This is a genomic window from Alkalihalobacillus sp. MEB130 (assembly GCF_032335535.1).
In the GTDB taxonomy this organism is placed as follows: Bacteria; Bacillota; Bacilli; order Bacillales; family Bacillaceae_D; genus Halalkalibacter.
In genome coordinates this window covers 1-14,619 of record NZ_JAOANA010000043.1, presented here as the reverse complement: position 1 = coordinate 14,619, position 14,619 = coordinate 1, and the positions used below count along the sequence as shown (strand labels likewise).

Genomic DNA, 14,619 nt, shown 5'->3' with positions numbered 1-14,619 from the left:
TGAACTTTTCGATTATATCAATTGGTACAATAATATCCGTTCGCACAGTGCACTGGGGTATTTAAGTCCAGTAAGCTATCGAAACGTAGCCCTTAAAAAGATTGTTTGATTTAGTGTTGACATACCACTTCATCTTCAGGAACCTATCTCTCTTTTCTTTCCCCAATTCTTCGAGCTCTCCCAGTAAGTCAACCTCCTCCCTCAACTCTTTTCCAAAAATAATTTCTTCACCACAGAAAAAACCTGAGCATATGCTCAGGCTTTTTGATATTTTAAAATGGGTTTTCTCGCTGCTGTTGTTTCATCTAATCGCGAGATAACTGTTGTATGAGGAGCTTCTTGAACAATCTCTGGATTCTCCTCTGCTTCACGAGCAATTTGAATCATGGCATCAATAAACTCATCTAACGTTTCTTTTGATTCTGTTTCCGTCGGTTCAATCATCATACATTCCTCTACATTAAGTGGAAAATAGATGGTTGGCGGATGGTAACCAAAGTCTAGCAAACGTTTGGCAATATCTAGTGTCCGTACACCTAATTTCTTTTGACGTCGACCTGATATAACAAATTCATGCTTACAATGTTGAGTGTAAGGTAGGTCAAAGTGTGGCTCAAGGCGGCGCATCATATAATTTGCATTTAGTACCGCATATTCTGACACTTTACGTAATCCATCTGGCCCCATTGTTCGAATATAAGTGTACGCTCGAACGTTTATGCCATAGTTTCCGTAATACGGTTTGACACGGCCGATTGACTGAGGACGGTTATAGTCAAAGTCATATACACCATCTTCACGCTTAACAATCACTGGTTTCGGCAAATAAGGAATTAACTCTTTCTTCACTCCGACCGGACCAGATCCTGGACCACCACCACCATGCGGCCCCGTAAATGTCTTATGCAAGTTTAAGTGAACAACGTCAAATCCCATATCCCCTGGTCGTGCGATTCCTAAAATCGCATTGGAGTTAGCTCCGTCATAATAAAGCTTTCCACCAGCTTCATGAATAATTTGCGCCATTTCTACGATGTATGATTCAAACAATCCAAGTGTATTGGGATTCGTAAGCATAAGAGCCGCGGTATCTTCTCCGACAACTTCACGTAAATGATCTAAGTCTACTAAACCATTTTCATCCGTTCGTACCGTAACAGAAGCAAAGCCTGCTACTGTAGCAGAAGCCGGATTCGTTCCGTGAGCTGAGTCTGGTACGATAACCGTCGTACGATCAAAGTCTCCGTTTGCTTCATGGAAAGCACGGATCATCATTAATCCAGTCCATTCACCATGTGCCCCTGCTGCTGGTTGAAGTGTAACTTCATCCATACCTGTAATCTCTGCAAGAGATGTTTGTAACTCATAAAGAAGTTCCATAGAACCTTGTACTTGTTCAACTGGCTGATGTGGGTGAATGTGAGCCAATCCTTCGAAACGAGCTACATCTTCATTAATTTTCGGATTGTACTTCATTGTACAAGATCCAAGTGGATAAAACCCAGAATCAACACCATGGTTACGCTTAGATAACGCTGTGTAATGACGCATGATTTCAAGCTCAGATACTTCTGGCAATTCTGGCTCTTCTACACGTAAAAATTCACTTGGAATTAACTCTTCTATATTTTGTTCCTCAATATCTAATACTGGCAAGCTATGTCCGACTCGTCCTGGCTTGCTGCGTTCAAAAATGAATGGCTGGTCTTTTGTTATCATAGTAGTGCCCCCAATTCCTTGGCAAAAGTATCAATTTCAGTTTTCGTTCTTACTTCTGTCACAGCTACTAGCATTTGCCCTTCAAGAGATTCATCATCACGACCAAGATCATATCCTCCAATGAATCCTTTTGAAAGTAGAAGTTTATTTACTTCAGATACTGGTCTGTTAACTTGAATAACAAATTCATTAAATGTTGGTTGTTCAAAAACGATTTCTACTCCATTAGCTTTCAATTGCTTTTTCATATAAGATGCTTTTTGAACATTTTGATAGGCCATTTCTTTGACACCTTTTTTCCCAATTGCACTCATTGCAACTGAGGCAGCCAAGGCATTCAGAGCTTGGTTAGAACAAATATTAGAAGTCGCTTTTTCACGTCTTATATGCTGTTCACGCGCTTGAAGTGTTAAAACAAACCCACGTTGTCCATGTTCATCTGTGGTTTGACCAACTAAACGGCCAGGAACTTTTCGCATTAACTTTTTCGTTGTTGCGAAATATCCACAATGTGGCCCACCAAATTGAGTGGCAATCCCAAACGGTTGTGCATCCCCTACAACAATATCGGCACCGAACTCACCAGGAGGCTTTAAAAGTCCTAACGCTAAAGGATTACTAGAAACGACGAACATTGCTTTTCCACTATGAGAAATCGCTTCTAGCTCGGCTAGTGGCTCAAGATTCCCAAAAAAGTTTGGATGTTGGACAACCACACAAGCTGTGTCATCTCCGTATACTTCCTGCAACTGTTTCAAATCAGTGACACCGTTCACCGTATCAATTTCAATTACATTAAGACGCTGACCAGTAGCATTCGTTTGTAGGACTGCACGAGCTTCTGGGTGAACCGCCTTTGAAACTAAAATGGTTTTCTTTTTCGTTTGTCCCGCACTTAACATCGCTGCTTCTGCTAATGCTGTTGGACCATCATACATAGAGGAATTAGCTAAATCCATACCCGTCAATTCACAGATCATCGTTTGAAATTCAAAAATAGCTTGGAGCTCTCCTTGAGAAATTTCTGGTTGATACGGCGTGTAAGCTGTGTAAAATTCAGACCGAGAAATAACGTGATCCACAATCGATGGGATATAATGTTCATAAACACCTGCCCCTAAAAAAGAAGGGGTTTGTTTTAACGATATATTTTTCGCAGCTAATCCTTGAAAATATGAAATCAGTTCAGGCTCCTTTAACGCTGCTTTTATATTTAATTCACCTTTAAAACGAATATCATTCGGAATATCTGAAAACAGTTCTTCGATTGAACTGACACCGATTGTCTTTAGCATTTCTGTTTGATCAGCATCTGTCATAGGTAAATAACGATGATTCATGAATGTTCCTCCTCTTACTTCTTATAAAATGGCGTTGATACAACTTGTGCTTTTAAACGTTTTTTCCGAACTTGTACTTCTACTTCTGTACCGATCTCCGTAACGTCCATATCTAATACGGCAAGACCAACATTTTTCTTTAAGGTCGGAGATTGTGTTCCTGTCGTGACAAATCCCACTAGTTGATCGCCGACAAACACTTCATACCCCGTACGTGGAATTCCTTTATCGATCATTTCAAGTCCAACTAACTTTCTAGTTAGTCCTTCTGTCTTTTGCTTTTTTAATGCTTCTTTCCCTATAAAATCAGCTTCTTTGTTTACTTTGACGGCAAATCCGATTCCTGCTTCTAGTGGCGAGATCTCTTTTGTCAACTCTTGACCATAAAGTGGCAATCTAGCTTCAAAACGGAGTGTATCTCGCGCTCCGAGACCACAAGGAACAAGGCCATCTTCTTTCCCAGCTTCTAGTAAACTTTTCCATAGATTCGGTGCATCAGACGACAAACAATAAAGTTCAAATCCGTCCTCACCTGTATAGCCGGTTCTTGAAACAAGTGCCTTCACCCCATCTACATCTACATCATCAGCAAATCGGAAAAAACCAATTGATGACAAATCATACGATGTTTTCTTTTGTAAGATTTTTTCTGCAAGAGGACCTTGAATGGCAAGCTGAGCAATATCACTGGAAATGTTAAGAGCTGTAACGCCTTCTATCAAGTGTTGTTCCATCCACTTAACATCTTTTTCGATATTTGAAGCATTAATAACTAGTAAATAATCATCCTGAGCTTTACGGTAAATAAGTAAATCATCTACCGTTCCACCATCTTCATAACACATAGCCGTATATTGTGCCTGACCATCTACTAATTTAGATACGTCATTTGTCATTAATTTCTGTAAATAATTTAGGGCCTCGGGTCCTTTCACTTCTACTTCGCCCATATGTGACACGTCAAAGAGTCCTGCTTTTGTACGGACCGCTTCATGCTCTTCCTTAATGCTTATAAATTGTACTGGAAGATCCCAACCACCGAAATCGATTGTTTTGGCTCCACTTTCTTTATATAGGTCAAATAATGGTGTTCGTTTTAAATCTGCCATGTTCCAACCTCCTCAAATCTCATTTTTTTAAAGAAAAGAATACAAAAAGGACAGAGTTATACACTTGGTTGTGTATAACTCTGTCCTGTAACCAGAAAGTTTCCTATATTCAGTCAAAAGAATATAGTGTCTTCGTAGGTGGCTATTTAAGCACTCTCCAGAGCTGCGTCAAATAAGAGTCTTTTTTGCCTGAGAGATTCGCGCTGGTAACACATTACCAGACACTTGCTCCTTCGGCGTTGCATATAGCAAGCTCTCCCCTTATTCTCATCCGCTATGAATTTAGATATTCCTATTTAAACACATGAATTTTTGATAAATGGTACATACTACATGTATAACCATCTTGAAATAAGGCAATGTAAGTAATTCGGATTTATATTAACATCCTACCAATTTGAATCATGTTTCGCAACTGTTTATTTAATAAATCTGATTATTTTACAGTTTTTTTATATTTTCATTCGGATATGGACGATAGTTTGATCGAAAGGATGATATAGAATGAAGATTGATATACATTTTGATCAAGAGTGGAATGACACTTTTAAAGAAAGACTCGATCAAGATGGACCTTGGTCCAACTGGGAACTTTTCAAACTAGCATATGAGGCTGAGGAGCATCAAACAATTCCCGAGTTTCATGGATTACAAGCTCCAAAACACCTTCCTCAGTTAAAGCCGTTCCCTCATCAAATTGAGGTCGCAAATACCGTTATTGAACAAATGAACGGCAAAGCCATTTTAGCTGATGAAGTAGGACTTGGGAAGACGATCGAGGCTGGTTTAATCTTAAAAGAATACATGATACGAGGTTTGGTTAAGAAAGTATTAATTTTAGTACCAGCTTCTCTTGTTTCACAGTGGGCAATTGAATTAAATACTAAGTTTCATATCCCTGCCATTGCTCAAAGAAAGACATATGTCTGGGAACAATGTGACGTGGTTGTTGCTTCCATCGATACTGCAAAGCGACAACCTCATCGTGACATTGTGTTAGATCAACCGTATGACTTAGTTATTATTGATGAAGCTCATAAACTAAAAAATCCAAAAACAAAAAACTATGAATTCATCAAACAATTAAAAAAGAAGTTCTGTCTACTTTTAACTGCAACTCCTGTTCAAAACAAACTTGAAGAAATTTTTAATTTAGTGTCCTTATTAAAACCCGGTCACTTAGGCGACATTGCCTCATTCGAAAAAGAATATCGTTCAAACAAACGCTCACCTAAAAACGAAGAAAAATTAAGAGAGCTAGTAAACAAAGTCATGGTTCGAAACCGTCGAGAAGAAACTGGAATCGAATGGACGAAACGAATTGTTGAGACAGTCCCAATTGAGTTTAGTGAATCGGAACGGGCCTTCTATGATGAGATTGAGCAGTTAAAAGATAACTCCAATCATTTTGGCCTACTTACGTTAAAGAGGGAGCTTTGCAGCAGTAGGGAGGCCGCCTTCATGACATTAAAAAACATGGTGGAACGTGCCCATGCTGATGGACGTGAACTTCCCGGAGCAGAAAGGCTACTAAATAAAATTGGAGAAGTAGAAGGACATGCTAAAGCAGAGAAAGCATTAGAAATTATTCAAAAGATTAATGATAAAGTTATTATTTTCACTGAATACCGCGCAACACAACTATATTTGCAATGGTTTCTAAAACAAAATGGTATTTCTTCCGTTCCGTTTAGAGGTGGTTTTAAACGTGGAAAGAAAGACTGGATGCGCCAGCTTTTCCAAAATCATGCTCAAGTCTTAATTGCAACTGAGGCCGGCGGTGAAGGAATTAACTTGCAATTTTGTAGTCATATTATTAATTATGATTTGCCATGGAATCCAATGCGAATTGAACAACGGATTGGACGTATTCATCGTTTAGGTCAGAAAGAAGATGTGCGCATTTATAACTTCGCCGTTACAGATACCGTTGAACAGCATATTCTTAAATTGCTTTATGAAAAGATCCATCTCTTTGAAGCCGTAATTGGGGAGTTAGATGACATCCTTACCAAGATTGACCTCCCTTCTGTCGAAGATCATGTACAGGACATTCTGTTACAATCTGATTCTGAAGGAGAAATGCGTATTAAGTTTGATCATCTTGCGGCAATTATGAATGATGCAGCAGAAGAAGCAGCAAATGCTAATGAGGAGGACCCAATCGATGCAACAGCCTCAAGTTCATAATTTCTTAGAAAGGTATTTTGAAGCTAATGATAGTCCGATTATTGAAAACACAGCAAGCTATTTAAAAGTTCAACTCTCTATAGAATTAGATAAGTTATTAATGAATCGGCCATTTTATTGGCATTACCTTGAAAAAACAGGTGGAGAACCAAATCCGATGCAAGTGACATTTATTACAGACCAGAATAATGCCCCTGATGACTTACGTGGTGAACAGATTCACTTTGGTTCACCGCGATTAAGACAATTATTTCACTCCACACGTGAGCTTGGCGGCTTCATTCGTCTTTACGAAAACATTCATGCATCGGGTAGACAATCAATTCCACTGCAGCCTTGGTTATGTTTAAATATGAAAGTTTCATTTCAATGCGATCGAAAAAAGGATGTTCTACTTTCCTTAGGTTTAAATTTAATTCACGGTCAAATTGTTCAACAATTTTACGATAAACTGCAAAAGAAAGATTTGTCTCCCAACATTCCAGATTTCTGTTTTAAATTATCGCCATTGATAACGGTCCATAGTGGGTTGATTCGGTTACAGAAAATGGTCCAAACTTATGCTGAGAATGAGGATACAACATGGGCAGAAGAAGCTGTTAACAGATGGGATACCGATTTGTCCCTCTTGGAACATTTTTACGAAGAGTATGAAGAAAAACCTGACAGTTACGAAGTTGAAAAACAAGCTTTAAAAGAGCAATATGAACCAAAAATACATGTATCAGTAATAAATGGTGGAATGTTTTATTTAGAGCAGCAAGTTTTTTAACAATCAAAAAAGGCAGCTACTTCTATTAAGTAACTGCCTTTTTGATAATACCTTTTAGTGAGCTACAGGTGCTCCACCACCAGTTGTAACGATGGAAATGATTGTAGCTACCGCAAACCATCCAAATACAACAAATGAAATTCCAGCAAAACCTACTGCGAAAAAGTTCTTTCTGCGTAGTTCACGAACAATCGCAACTGCACATAAAAGCGAAGTAATTAACATGATGATAGAAAAGATCATTCAGTCTTCCCCTCCTTATGTAAAACTAAGAACCCAGCTTAACTAGTCCTATTATAAAACCATTTGAGAACGTTGTCAGCCTTAAATTTGACGAAGTTAGTACAGTTTCCTCAATATTTATGTTGGGCATTTTTCATTTATTTTACTCTTTTTTTCTTTGTTTGTCGAGTCACTTCTCATAATGTATGATAAGAGTACTATATGTATGGGAGTGATGTATATGAAATGGACGCAAATTCCACTAGGCCCGCTACAAACGAACGCCTATGTCCTTGAAAATGATCAAAAAGAAGCTGTTATTATTGATCCAGGTGGCGACGGGCCAGCTTTTATTGAATGGCTAAAGTCGCAAAACATAAAACCTCTTGCTGTTCTGTTAACACATGCTCACTTTGATCACATCGGAGCAGTAGATGATGTACGGAATGCATTTGGATGCCCTGTTTATATTCATAAAAATGAGCAAGATTGGTTAGGAGATCCTGCTAAAAATGGGTCAGCGCGTTTCATGGGTGAACACGCTATTACAGTAAACGCTGCTGATCACATAATTGAAACCGAAGGAACTATTACGATTGGATCTTTTTCCTTTTCGGTCTATGAAACGCCTGGGCACTCTCCAGGAAGCATTTCTTTCTACATACAACAAGAAAATATAGTCTTCTCAGGTGATGCATTATTTGCACAAAGCATTGGTAGAACAGATTTACCAGGTGGTGATCACCAATTGTTGCTCGAGAGTATACATAAGAAACTATTAGATTTACCAGAGGAAACCATCGTTGCATGTGGGCACGGCCCTACAACTACAATTGGTCAGGAAATGGATGGAAATCCATTTTTATCAGGTTTTTGATCACTATTTAGTAGCAGCTGTTTTTTTACAGCTGCTTTTCCTATATAAAATAAGGGCTTCCAACTGTGGAAGCCCTTTGGGGAGTAAATCGTATTGATGTAAGAATCTTGAGGGGAGGGGGACTCCCAATCAAAGATCATCAATCTATTTTATTTTATAAAATAGTTTAACACTATGTCAATAGTATTAACTTAAACAAAAAAAAGAAACCGTCCTATACAAGGAAACGGTTTCTCTTTTTGCACATATGTACAATGACAATTAATGCCCACCAAAACTAGGCACTAGTAAGAACGTTGCATAATACGTGAACCCTACGAAGAATATCGTTAAATAGGCACCAAAAATGTATAAGTATACACGTTCAGACAAGTTTAGGTAGCTAAGGGCTAATAGTGCACCTGTTTGTGCAAAGAACAACAAAGCTACATTATACATATGACCAACAAAGAACAAAACAGCAAATATTCCTGTCCAAAATGCTAAAACACGATACATACGATCCATTTGGGTTTCCCTCCTTCACGAACAAATTTGCCATATAAGCAGTATTTGTTTAGGATAGCAAATGATGAATACAGACCTATTATATATTACTACCTCTCCACTGTAAATGCCTTCAAGGGTGGCAAAACTGTGTCACCTTAATTTAATCACAGAATATGAGCATGCTTTTGCCTTTGGATCTGTTATCTTCATATTATCTTTCAGTATATGATCCCCTAAGAAATAGGAAAAAATGCCTTTAAAAAGTTCATGGTGCATCGAACATAATGAACCTGAATAATCGGCCATTAACTCTTTAAAAGTACAATTATAAATACTAAATTCAATTTCGTCCTTTTCTTCTATGTATTCAATTTCAGGATTCAGGCCTTGATTAATGGCAATTTGTTCAATCATACGAACTTTTTCACCCATAGAAGCAGTTGATACATCAAAATGAAATTGCCTAACATGTAAATCTGCACACTCACGTCCATACTTGTATCCCATATCTTTTAATGCATCCATTCCAACTTCACCAAGTCCAACTAAGGACTCTAACGCCATTTTTGCTAATCGCTGATAGTCTCTGTATGGAAATTGTAATTGAATTACCTCATCTGACAATTTGTAATACCGACTAGGTCGCCCGCCTTTTCCACTCTTTTGTGTTTCTGAAACAATCATTTGTACATCTTCTAATTTCGTTAAATGCAAACGAGCTACATTTGGATGTATCGTAAATTGATCAGCAATGTGTTGAACGGTTACATTTTCTCGTTGTTTTGAAATATATTGATATATAGAAAAACGCGTCGGATCAGCCAAGACATTCGTTATTTTAAGCGTGTTTTGTTCCATATCGTTCACTCCCATACTTACCATACTTATCTCATTATAGTATAGTTAGACAAACAAGGAAACGAAAATCAACTGATTTCTACATAATATGACAAAGGAAAAAGCGAAGCTGTGTTTCACGACATCTTCGCTTTTACTTTTTAAACTTTCTTTTAGTGGATCTTTTTTTCCAAAACAATGATATACCTAATGGAATAATCCCAAAAGCATGTGAAGAAAAAGGTGGACGGTCCGCTCTTCTTTCCATTTTCTTAGTCCGACGCTCTTCTTTAGGTTGATCCATTCTCATTACTGCCTGTTGAGTTAGAAACTTAACATAGTCATTTAAAGACGACATTTTCCTCACCTCTAATCGTTCTATGAATAGTATGCCCAGAAGATTAAAGGTTTAAAATCATTTTTCATCCATTCACAATTTTGTAATTGCTACACACCTTTCCGTAATTAGTAAGCCTTGTTAAGTCATGTTTGGTTCCACTTCGATGAAGAGCAGGAACGGACTGGTATTTTTACTATATGACTCTGATTTAGCAGCGTTGTACCTCGTTTCGTAACCTCCCAATAATGCTCTACCGTTTTGCTAGACCAATGATAACGGAAACCAGCTTGTCTTTCTTGCCCCGTCACTAATTTCACGGTTACATGAATCTGGCTATACCCTTCATGAAAATCATCAATTGCTACTGTAACCGTACCTACATCGTATGAAAAGATGATGTTTTTATTTACAGTTGGTTCATATTCTCCCCTCAAAAATTCACTTATGCCAACTTGCAAAAGTGATTCAACTTGTAATAGGCGTTCTTGCTCATGCACGAAATGTTTTTCATTAACATACATATTTACTTGGTAAATGACAATCTGCATAATAATCATACAAATCACAACCGTAACAGGGTAAACAAATCCTCCTTCCTGCCTCACTTCTGTCCTCCTCGTTCAAAAGGAATAAGCATAGACTTTTTGCTTTGATAACCATTCAACAGCACGACTTCGCAGACAACTCTTTTGGTAGAGGTCACACAAGTAAACGACTTTACTCCTTCAAGTAGAAGGTTATGTCCTTCATTATTCCTAGTCCTTCTCATTTGATGTGTAGCTAATAACTCAATCTTAATTCTGTCATTGTTTGACATCGTAAAATATAAGGCACCCTCCTTAATCTCAGCTTGAACGGATCCACGAGAGTCATGAGCTAACTGATTAAAAAATGTCATCACTTGTTGAGAAGAAATCGTATCAGTATAAAATCCAGAAGTTCTTGTTAAGATCATATTTGGAAAAATGGAGACAATCAGTAAAAAAATAGATAGTGAAATCAACAGTTCAATGAGCGTAAACCCTTTTTCAGTACGAAGTATATAAGCAGCGTTCATAGTCCCTTCCATTCCTTCCTGTCCAGCTAGCACATACTTCATAAAGGTTGTCACCGACGATTTTATTGCTAATCCGAACATGATCATGTTCTTGAACCATTTCTGTTGAACCTACAAAATCTCTGTGTACGGATTCTTCTAATAAAAGAAGTACTTGCTCCTCTTCATTTATCGTTGACCTTTCTTCCAACACCTGTATGAGCAAAGGAAGAATAGAAGCACTAAAAAGCATGAGAAATCCAAATGCAAATAGTACTTCTATTAAAGTAAACCCATTACATTTTTCTATAAGAGACCATTCCTTTCCCAATATAAATTGTATATTGGTACCTATTTTTTCCAATATGCATCAAAAATGACCCGGTTTGACGTGGATGACCGTTAGCTACAAACCTAATAGCAGAAAGAATAAGCGTATTGGATTCAAATACCATATCGGGGTGCTGAAAAGGAATGACTAAATAGACATCACCCGTATGATAACGAATAATAAACTCTTTGGTGTTATTATCAGGCCGAACTGTCACATCACGACCACTTGTCAATGCAACATGCTGTGCTAAAAGAATTTGTTCCTTTATTTGTTTTGCGATTAAATCTGCTTCATGATTATTGGATGATAAAGAAGGAAGTGTAATAGTTGAAATAAGGAGTAGAATGGATAGAATAGATAAAGTGAGGAGCATTTCAATTAACGTATAGCCTGATTCATTAAGACTCATTCTGGTCCCTTTACGCGACCGTCTTTATAGTCTAGCTTTTGACCTTGACATTTTACATTATCAATATAATCAGGAATAAGATCCTCTAAATTTTCGGGCAATTCACCTTCCTCAAATTCATATGCATAAACCTGGGCCTGAACTAATTTAACCGTGGCCTCACAACCTTTTGAAGATGCTGCTTGATTATTGGTTGTCATGTTTGGAACAGCGATTAGAAGAAGGATAGAGATGATCATCAAAACAATCAACATTTCGATGAGTGTAAAACCTTTTTCATTTTTCAATTTCATCACCTCGGAGATTTTTTAAAAACGTAGGGGAAAAGCGGAGTGTACAGCTATAAACAGAAAGTCGGTCCTCCTTTCTATATTATATTTGCTATAATTAGACACAGACTGACAAACTTCCTGCAAACTTTTTTAAGTTTTTTTGAAAGGATGTAAATATGAAAGCAATATTATTAGTAATTATTCGTTTTTATCAACTTGTGATCTCTCCTATTAAACCCCCTACATGTCGGTTTTATCCAACATGCTCTCATTATGGGTTAGAAGCAGTCAAACGTTTTGGGGCCTGGAAAGGAGGGTGGTTAACTGCTAAAAGAATTTGTAAGTGCCACCCATTTCATCCAGGTGGAATCGATCTTGTACCTGAGAAAAAAAATGACTCTTCAACATAGCTGAAAGGTCATTTTTTTGTTTATAACAAAAAAACCATAACTTATGTTATGGTTTTTTTAATGCGGGTGAAGGGAGTCGAACCCCCACGTCATAAGACACTAGATCCTAAGTCTAGCGCGTCTGCCAATTCCGCCACACCCGCAAAACATTGATATTTACTATAAAATATCTTTAAATGGTGAGCCATGAAGGACTCGAACCTTCGACCCTCTGATTAAAAGTCAGATGCTCTACCAACTGAGCTAATGGCTCTTGCTGTTTATTCAATGAAGTAACACATGATGCTTACGGACGATGAGTTGCTTCGTTTTTTACCTGTTCTATCCTCTACTAGTAAAGCTCCGTTGCTGATTGCGTCAGAACAACTCGTAGTATTTCAAGAAGCTTTGCTCGTAACTGAGCTAATGTCTCTTGCTGTTTATATTGGTGACCCGTACGGGATTCGAACCCGTGTTACCGCCGTGAAAGGGCGGTGTCTTAACCGCTTGACCAACGGGCCATTATTAATAGTTTGTCCAATGGCGGAGAAGGAGGGATTTGAACCCTCGCGCCGCGTAAACGACCTACACCCTTAGCAGGGGCGCCCCTTCAGCCACTTGGGTACTTCTCCGTGGCTCCACAGGTAGGACTCGAACCTACGACCGATCGGTTAACAGCCGATTGCTCTACCACTGAGCTACTGTGGAATGGTGGGCCTGAGTGGACTCGAACCACCGACCTCACGCTTATCAGGCGTGCGCTCTAACCAGCTGAGCTACAGGCCCACAGTAGTGAATAAAAAGAGCGGGTGATGAGAATCGAACTCACGACATCAGCTTGGAAGGCTGAGGTTTTACCACTAAACTACACCCGCATGTTATATTGTATATTTCGATAATTAGTATTCGCCCAACATGTCCCTTCCTCTTCTAGTAACTCATAGAAGCAAATGCGTCGAGACAACTCGTTGCTTATTCGACAGAAGTAATGCTCGTGGCTGAGGTTTTACCACTAAACTACACCCGCATATATAATTTTTTGAAAATGGCGCGCCCTGAGAGATTCGAACTCCCGACCTTTTGATTCGTAGTCAAACACTCTATCCAGCTGAGCTAAGGGCGCTTAATAAGAGCGGAAGACGAGATTCGAACTCGCGACCCCCACCTTGGCAAGGTGGTGTTCTACCACTGAACTACTTCCGCGTTGGCTGGGCTAGCAGGATTCGAACCTACGCATGACGGAATCAAAATCCGTTGCCTTACCGCTTGGCGATAGCCCAACACTTTTGTTTTTTTGTATGGGGCGGCTGATGGGAATTGAACCCACGAATGCCGGAATCACAATCCGGTGCGTTAACCACTTCGCCACAACCGCCATACATGGTGGAGGGGGACGGATTCGAACCGCCGAACCCGGAGGGAGCGGATTTACAGTCCGCCGCGTTTAGCCACTTCGCTACCCCTCCACAATGAGGAAATTATTATTAAATAATGGCGGTCCGGACGGGACTCGAACCCGCGACCTCCTGCGTGACAGGCAGGCATTCTAACCAACTGAACTACCGGACCATTTTGGTATTGCGGGGGACGGATTTGAACCGCCGACCTTCGGGTTATGAGCCCGACGAGCTACCAGGCTGCTCCACCCCGCGTCGTTTTAAAGTAAAAAGATGATGTTACTTCGAAGAAGTTATCTTTTCCTCTTCTCGTAACGCTTCGATGTCTATGCGTCAAGACATGTCGATGATTATTCGACGATGTTTTGCTACATGCTCCACCCCGCGTCGTTTTAAAGTATAAAGATGATGTTACTTCAAAGAAGTTATCTTTTCCTCTTCTCGTAACGCTTCGATGCCTATGCGTCAAGACATGTCGATGATTATTCGACGATGTTTTGCTACATGCTCCACCCCGCGTCGTTTTTAAAAGAATGATGATCTTCTAAATAATATAGAACTATAAGATAATGGCGGAGGAAGAGGGATTCGAACCCCCGCGCGGTTTAACCCGCCTGTCGGTTTTCAAGACCGATCCCTTCAGCCGGACTTGGGTATTCCTCCGCAATATATGGTGGAGCCTAGCGGGATCGAACCGCTGACCTCCTGCGTGCAAGGCAGGCGCTCTCCCAGCTGAGCTAAGGCCCCAGATATTATAATAGCCTGGCAACGTCCTACTCTCACAGGGGGAAGCCCCCAACTACCATCGGCGCAAAAGAGCTTAACGACCGTGTTCGGCATGGGAACGGGTGTGACCTCTTCGCTATCGCCACCAGACTATAGAATTG

Annotated in this window: 16 protein-coding genes, 16 tRNA genes, 1 rRNA gene and 1 riboswitch; of the genes, 5 read left to right on the top strand and 28 right to left on the bottom strand. The window is 39.4% G+C overall.

Going from position 1 to position 14,619, the window contains the following annotated elements:
* A partial coding sequence (locus N0O92_RS23870) for an IS3 family transposase (protein WP_315616486.1) occupies positions 1-109 on the top strand: 109 nt, incomplete at its 5' end.
* Between the two features lie 146 nt (positions 110-255).
* Here N0O92_RS23870 and gcvPB read toward each other — a convergent pair.
* The 3 genes from gcvPB to gcvT are packed head-to-tail and all read right to left on the bottom strand — an operon-like array spanning position 256 to position 4,168.
* The gene (gene gcvPB / locus N0O92_RS23105; protein ID WP_315617377.1) at positions 256-1,719 is read right to left on the bottom strand and encodes an aminomethyl-transferring glycine dehydrogenase subunit GcvPB; all 1,464 of its coding nucleotides are present in this window, start codon (positions 1,717-1,719) and stop codon (positions 256-258) included.
* Positions 1,716-3,059, bottom strand: a complete 1,344-nt coding sequence (gene gcvPA, locus N0O92_RS23100; protein ID WP_315617375.1) for an aminomethyl-transferring glycine dehydrogenase subunit GcvPA — start codon at positions 3,057-3,059, stop codon at positions 1,716-1,718. Before gcvPA ends, gcvPB begins: the two co-directional genes overlap by 4 nt.
* 14 nt (positions 3,060-3,073) lie before the next feature.
* Positions 3,074-4,168, bottom strand: a complete 1,095-nt coding sequence (gcvT, locus tag N0O92_RS23095) for a glycine cleavage system aminomethyltransferase GcvT (protein WP_315617373.1) — start codon at positions 4,166-4,168, stop codon at positions 3,074-3,076.
* A gap of 166 nt (positions 4,169-4,334) precedes the next feature.
* Positions 4,335-4,439: riboswitch (glycine riboswitch) on the bottom strand.
* 233 nt (positions 4,440-4,672) lie between these two features.
* Here gcvT and N0O92_RS23090 point away from each other — a divergent pair.
* A complete protein-coding gene (locus N0O92_RS23090) occupies positions 4,673-6,358 on the top strand; it encodes a DEAD/DEAH box helicase (protein ID WP_315617371.1) in 1,686 nt (561 codons plus the stop codon).
* The gene (locus tag N0O92_RS23085) at positions 6,336-7,130 is read left to right on the top strand and encodes a YqhG family protein (RefSeq protein WP_315617369.1); all 795 of its coding nucleotides are present in this window, start codon (positions 6,336-6,338) and stop codon (positions 7,128-7,130) included. Before N0O92_RS23090 ends, N0O92_RS23085 begins: the two co-directional genes overlap by 23 nt.
* A 54-nt stretch (positions 7,131-7,184) precedes the next feature.
* On the opposite strand, the gene N0O92_RS23080 is transcribed toward N0O92_RS23085, so the two are convergent.
* Positions 7,185-7,373 carry a DUF2759 domain-containing protein gene (locus N0O92_RS23080; RefSeq protein WP_315617367.1) on the bottom strand — a complete coding sequence of 63 codons (189 nt, stop codon included), beginning with the start codon at positions 7,371-7,373 and terminating at the stop codon, positions 7,185-7,187.
* A 220-nt stretch (positions 7,374-7,593) separates the two neighbouring features.
* On the opposite strand from N0O92_RS23080, the gene N0O92_RS23075 reads away from it, so the two are divergent.
* Entirely contained in the window at positions 7,594-8,229 is a 636-nt protein-coding gene (locus N0O92_RS23075; RefSeq protein WP_315617365.1) for an MBL fold metallo-hydrolase, read from the top strand.
* A 261-nt stretch (positions 8,230-8,490) separates the two neighbouring features.
* On the opposite strand, the gene N0O92_RS23070 is transcribed toward N0O92_RS23075, so the two are convergent.
* From N0O92_RS23070 to comGC, 7 genes are all read right to left on the bottom strand, one after another.
* Complete coding sequence (locus N0O92_RS23070; protein ID WP_315617363.1) at positions 8,491-8,736, bottom strand: DUF2626 domain-containing protein; 246 nt, start codon at positions 8,734-8,736, stop codon at positions 8,491-8,493.
* Between the two features lie 132 nt (positions 8,737-8,868).
* A complete protein-coding gene (locus tag N0O92_RS23065) occupies positions 8,869-9,576 on the bottom strand; it encodes a helix-turn-helix transcriptional regulator (protein WP_315617361.1) in 708 nt (235 codons plus the stop codon).
* A 133-nt stretch (positions 9,577-9,709) separates the two neighbouring features.
* Entirely contained in the window at positions 9,710-9,913 is a 204-nt protein-coding gene (locus N0O92_RS23060) for a YqzE family protein (protein ID WP_315617360.1), read from the bottom strand.
* Between the two features lie 125 nt (positions 9,914-10,038).
* Positions 10,039-10,500 (bottom strand): competence type IV pilus minor pilin ComGG, encoded by a 462-nt coding sequence (gene comGG, locus N0O92_RS23055; protein ID WP_315617358.1) that lies wholly within the window; start codon positions 10,498-10,500, stop codon positions 10,039-10,041.
* Positions 10,497-10,994, bottom strand: a complete 498-nt coding sequence (locus N0O92_RS23050; RefSeq protein WP_315617356.1) for a ComGF family competence protein — start codon at positions 10,992-10,994, stop codon at positions 10,497-10,499. Before N0O92_RS23050 ends, comGG begins: the two co-directional genes overlap by 4 nt.
* A gap of 233 nt (positions 10,995-11,227) precedes the next feature.
* Complete coding sequence (gene comGD / locus N0O92_RS23045; RefSeq protein ID WP_315617354.1) at positions 11,228-11,674, bottom strand: competence type IV pilus minor pilin ComGD; 447 nt, start codon at positions 11,672-11,674, stop codon at positions 11,228-11,230.
* Positions 11,671-11,967: a competence type IV pilus major pilin ComGC gene (comGC, locus tag N0O92_RS23040; RefSeq protein WP_315617379.1), complete on the bottom strand. Its 297-nt coding sequence runs from the start codon at positions 11,965-11,967 to the stop codon at positions 11,671-11,673. Before comGC ends, comGD begins: the two co-directional genes overlap by 4 nt.
* Positions 11,968-12,122: 155 nt before the next feature.
* Between comGC and yidD the strand changes: the two genes are divergently transcribed.
* The gene (yidD, locus tag N0O92_RS23035; protein ID WP_315617352.1) at positions 12,123-12,356 is read left to right on the top strand and encodes a membrane protein insertion efficiency factor YidD; all 234 of its coding nucleotides are present in this window, start codon (positions 12,123-12,125) and stop codon (positions 12,354-12,356) included.
* 61 nt (positions 12,357-12,417) lie between these two features.
* On the opposite strand, the gene N0O92_RS23030 is transcribed toward yidD, so the two are convergent.
* The 17 genes from N0O92_RS23030 to rrf form a co-directional block, all read right to left on the bottom strand.
* A tRNA-Leu gene (locus N0O92_RS23030) sits at positions 12,418-12,499 on the bottom strand.
* Between the two features lie 34 nt (positions 12,500-12,533).
* Positions 12,534-12,609 (bottom strand) — tRNA-Lys (locus N0O92_RS23025).
* Positions 12,610-12,781: 172 nt separating this feature from the next.
* Positions 12,782-12,856: transfer RNA gene (locus N0O92_RS23020), tRNA-Glu, on the bottom strand.
* Between the two features lie 20 nt (positions 12,857-12,876).
* Positions 12,877-12,967, bottom strand: a tRNA-Ser gene (locus N0O92_RS23015).
* 1 nt (position 12,968) lies between these two features.
* Positions 12,969-13,043: transfer RNA gene (locus tag N0O92_RS23010), tRNA-Asn, on the bottom strand.
* 1 nt (position 13,044) lies between these two features.
* Positions 13,045-13,121, bottom strand: a tRNA-Ile gene (locus N0O92_RS23005).
* An 18-nt stretch (positions 13,122-13,139) separates the two neighbouring features.
* Positions 13,140-13,210: transfer RNA gene (locus N0O92_RS23000), tRNA-Gly, on the bottom strand.
* A gap of 171 nt (positions 13,211-13,381) precedes the next feature.
* Positions 13,382-13,458: transfer RNA gene (locus tag N0O92_RS22995), tRNA-Arg, on the bottom strand.
* Between the two features lie 8 nt (positions 13,459-13,466).
* Positions 13,467-13,538, bottom strand: a tRNA-Gly gene (locus N0O92_RS22990).
* A gap of 2 nt (positions 13,539-13,540) precedes the next feature.
* A tRNA-Gln gene (locus N0O92_RS22985) sits at positions 13,541-13,615 on the bottom strand.
* 19 nt (positions 13,616-13,634) lie between these two features.
* Positions 13,635-13,710: transfer RNA gene (locus N0O92_RS22980), tRNA-His, on the bottom strand.
* Between the two features lie 6 nt (positions 13,711-13,716).
* Positions 13,717-13,801, bottom strand: a tRNA-Tyr gene (locus N0O92_RS22975).
* Between the two features lie 26 nt (positions 13,802-13,827).
* Positions 13,828-13,904: transfer RNA gene (locus tag N0O92_RS22970), tRNA-Asp, on the bottom strand.
* Between the two features lie 9 nt (positions 13,905-13,913).
* Positions 13,914-13,987, bottom strand: a tRNA-Met gene (locus N0O92_RS22965).
* Positions 13,988-14,302: 315 nt separating this feature from the next.
* Positions 14,303-14,395 (bottom strand) — tRNA-Ser (locus tag N0O92_RS22960).
* Between the two features lie 8 nt (positions 14,396-14,403).
* Positions 14,404-14,479: transfer RNA gene (locus N0O92_RS22955), tRNA-Ala, on the bottom strand.
* Between the two features lie 13 nt (positions 14,480-14,492).
* Positions 14,493-14,608, bottom strand: a 5S ribosomal RNA gene (rrf, locus tag N0O92_RS22950).
* Between the last annotated feature and the right edge of the window lie 11 nt (positions 14,609-14,619).

What these genes read in the sequence shown, in the direction of transcription:
- N0O92_RS23075 (WP_315617365.1), top strand. Translation starts at nt 7,594, where the DNA reads ATGAAATGGACGCAAATTCCACTAGGCCCGCTACAAACGAACGCCTAT.
- N0O92_RS23085 (WP_315617369.1), top strand. Translation starts at nt 6,336, where the DNA reads ATGCAACAGCCTCAAGTTCATAATTTCTTAGAAAGGTATTTTGAAGCT.
- comGD (WP_315617354.1), bottom strand. Translation starts at nt 11,674, where the DNA reads ATGAGTCTTAATGAATCAGGCTATACGTTAATTGAAATGCTCCTCACT.
- N0O92_RS23080 (WP_315617367.1), bottom strand. Translation starts at nt 7,373, where the DNA reads ATGATCTTTTCTATCATCATGTTAATTACTTCGCTTTTATGTGCAGTT.
- comGC (WP_315617379.1), bottom strand. Translation starts at nt 11,967, where the DNA reads ATGAAATTGAAAAATGAAAAAGGTTTTACACTCATCGAAATGTTGATT.
- N0O92_RS23050 (WP_315617356.1), bottom strand. Translation starts at nt 10,994, where the DNA reads ATGAAGTATGTGCTAGCTGGACAGGAAGGAATGGAAGGGACTATGAAC.
- yidD (WP_315617352.1), top strand. Translation starts at nt 12,123, where the DNA reads ATGAAAGCAATATTATTAGTAATTATTCGTTTTTATCAACTTGTGATC.
- gcvPB (WP_315617377.1), bottom strand. Translation starts at nt 1,719, where the DNA reads ATGATAACAAAAGACCAGCCATTCATTTTTGAACGCAGCAAGCCAGGA.
- N0O92_RS23070 (WP_315617363.1), bottom strand. Translation starts at nt 8,736, where the DNA reads ATGGATCGTATGTATCGTGTTTTAGCATTTTGGACAGGAATATTTGCT.
- N0O92_RS23090 (WP_315617371.1), top strand. Translation starts at nt 4,673, where the DNA reads ATGAAGATTGATATACATTTTGATCAAGAGTGGAATGACACTTTTAAA.
- N0O92_RS23060 (WP_315617360.1), bottom strand. Translation starts at nt 9,913, where the DNA reads ATGTCGTCTTTAAATGACTATGTTAAGTTTCTAACTCAACAGGCAGTA.
- gcvPA (WP_315617375.1), bottom strand. Translation starts at nt 3,059, where the DNA reads ATGAATCATCGTTATTTACCTATGACAGATGCTGATCAAACAGAAATG.
- gcvT (WP_315617373.1), bottom strand. Translation starts at nt 4,168, where the DNA reads ATGGCAGATTTAAAACGAACACCATTATTTGACCTATATAAAGAAAGT.
- N0O92_RS23065 (WP_315617361.1), bottom strand. Translation starts at nt 9,576, where the DNA reads ATGGAACAAAACACGCTTAAAATAACGAATGTCTTGGCTGATCCGACG.